Origin of the sequence: Polaribacter sp. IC066 (assembly GCF_007997085.1) — a bacterium.
Classification (GTDB): Bacteria; Bacteroidota; Bacteroidia; order Flavobacteriales; family Flavobacteriaceae; genus Polaribacter.
The window spans coordinates 1-2,468 of record NZ_VORR01000114.1 but is presented as its reverse complement, the minus strand read 5'-3'; the positions used below and the strand labels follow the sequence as shown (position 1 = coordinate 2,468).

The 2,468-nt window shown below is 30.4% G+C and carries 3 protein-coding genes; all 3 read right to left on the bottom strand.

Translation table 11 applies throughout. From position 1 onward, the window contains the following. Positions 1–254 precede the first annotated feature (254 nt). Entirely contained in the window at positions 255–884 is a 630-nt protein-coding gene (locus ES044_RS18100) for a DUF4145 domain-containing protein (protein WP_147120752.1), read from the bottom strand. Between the two features lie 173 nt (positions 885–1,057). Then, entirely contained in the window at positions 1,058–1,882 is an 825-nt protein-coding gene (locus tag ES044_RS18095) for a tetratricopeptide repeat protein (protein ID WP_147120751.1), read from the bottom strand. Next, a complete protein-coding gene (locus ES044_RS18090) occupies positions 1,879–2,322 on the bottom strand; it encodes a hypothetical protein (RefSeq protein ID WP_147120750.1) in 444 nt (147 codons plus the stop codon). The genes ES044_RS18095 and ES044_RS18090 overlap by 4 nt, the downstream gene beginning before the upstream one ends. Positions 2,323–2,468 lie beyond the last annotated feature (146 nt).

Below are 2,468 nucleotides of genomic sequence, written 5' to 3'. Positions count from 1 at the left end.
TTCAAATTCCGCAGAGATTTTCTATTCAACATGCTGGCAAGAATTCAGATGTTATATAGTTTAAATTCTTGTTTTTCATTCAACTTTAGTTAGCCTTTAGATTTTCCCGAGCAATGAAACATAACGTTTATGTATAAGGATAGTTGCGGGTTTGTATGCGAGGAATTTCCGAAGGAAATTCAGACGTAACAAACACGCAACGACCTTTGATTAAGCACTAAACCGTAATTATTTTTATACGGTGTTGTACCCAGTTATTTTTTATCTCTTTGTTCAATTCCATTTTTCTTTCCGTCTGGTAAACTTTCATAAATTCCGCCAACTCTTTTGGGTAAATCAATCATATATTCAACTATTACATTTACTAATTTGAAAAGTTGTCCAACAGTTTCTGGATTATCAGTATCAATTTGTCCAGGATGAACTGCATCATTTCCTGTAACTCTAACAATATCCAATGACTGTTGAACAATTGTTGGAAGTCCTTTTTTAACTAAATTTCCAATATCTGTATTTATGTTTTTTCCTTCTTCTCCTAATTCTTTAGTCAACACTTGAATCGCTAATCTTAATAGTGCTGATGCTCCACGTGGTGATTTCGAATGTATTGAAGCTGCTTCTCTATATAGTTTTAATACATTTTCAGGCATTTCAGGGTTTGGAAAAGGTGCGTTTCCATTGTCAGGATATAGTAATAAGTCAAAAACCCATAACGTGCTATCAAAGCAATGGTCACAAGTTCCAATTCTAATTGGGTATTCTTCATCGTGATGATGTCCTCTTTGAGATTCCCAATCTAATTTTCTCCATTCTTGCTTGGAAAGTGTTCCACAATGTGGACAAGTAAAAGACCTTAAAAAAGGTTGTGGTTCTATATAATTCATTCTGCTTTATGCTTGGTTTTTAATTGGGTACAACGTTGTTGTATATGGTTTGTTGCGTGTTTCAAGCAACCAATTTAGTAAATAATTACCGACCAAGAAAGTCCGCGAGGACTTTCGTAAGTAGGCTAGAACTAGCAATAAATTATATACGGTGTTGTACACCGTTTTTTTTTCTAAAGGTCATTAATTGTTTTTTCAATTTCCATTTTATAAACTTCATCAAATAATGCAACATAACTATCGGAAGTTTTATAGCCTTTTGTCACTAAATCCAATGCTATATTCAAATTTTTACGCCCAACTAATGAGTCATTAATTTCGATTTGAGCAAGACCTTTATAATAAAACGATTCAGCACTTTTGTCCCACAACTTAATTGTTTTGTCGTAATATTCAATAGCTTTTTTATGTTCCCCCAATAAATGTAAAGTTCTCGCTTTCTGATAATAAATTTGATGAGAAATCCAACTTTCATCGTGTTTTTCTAATTCAGATAGGATTGCTTTGTCAAATAAATCGAGAGCTTTATTGTATTGTCCTAACCCCTTATGACATAAGGCTTTTGTGAAAAGTATATTATCTCCTTGGGGATAATCAACAAAATTTGGACTAAAGGCATCATATCTATTCAAGTGAAATAAAGCTTTTTCATAATCTCTGTAATAGTAAAGTAATAACCAACCATAATAGCCATCAACTTCTTTTGGCTCCATTTCCGATGCTTTGTCTAAATATTCAATAGCTTTGTTATAATTACCATTTTTCGTGTTTTGAACAGAAGCTGAATGATATTGTGAAGCACTAAAGTTCTTTAGTTTTTTTATTGATTTTTCAATCATTTCATTTCCTTCTTTATCATAACCAAACCATTGCATTTGTGAACCAATTAAATAATTAATTACATAATATGGTTTTGGTTTAATTATAACAAAAAGTAAAATTACTATTAGAACTGAACTTAAAAGTCCAAGTATGATACGTTTAATCCATTTTATCATTTTGGTAATATTTCTTTAATTTCGCCATTAATTACTTTTATTGCTAAAAATTTAAATGAATTAATACTTTCATTATCATCATCAGTTCCAGGAATCCAATTATTTAATTTTCTTGCAATTAAAACTGTTTGATTAACAATGGAATTGTTTATAGTTGTTGATTCATAATTTAAATTATAAGTTTCAAATTCAAAATTTCCAGTTTCTCCTTTACAATTAACATCAAAACGAATCTTTACTATTCCAGAGTTTTTTCCTTTTTTTACAGGAATATATTCTTGTTTATATTTTTCTTTAATAGCATACATTCCTCCTTTGTAATCAAGACCAGTCAGATAATATGGCTTAAGAACCCCTAAACCACATAAATCTAATTCTCCTGACTTTTTGTTACAAGAAAAGAATATTGTAATTATTAAAATGTAAATTAAGTTTCTCATTTTTTTTCAAATGGTGTACAACGTGTTTGTATAAGAATAGTTGCGGTTTTGTGTGCGAGGAATTTCCAACGGAAATTCAGCAGTACGCAAAAATGCAACTACCTTTGGTAAAGCACTAATTTAGCAATTATTTTTATACGGTGTTA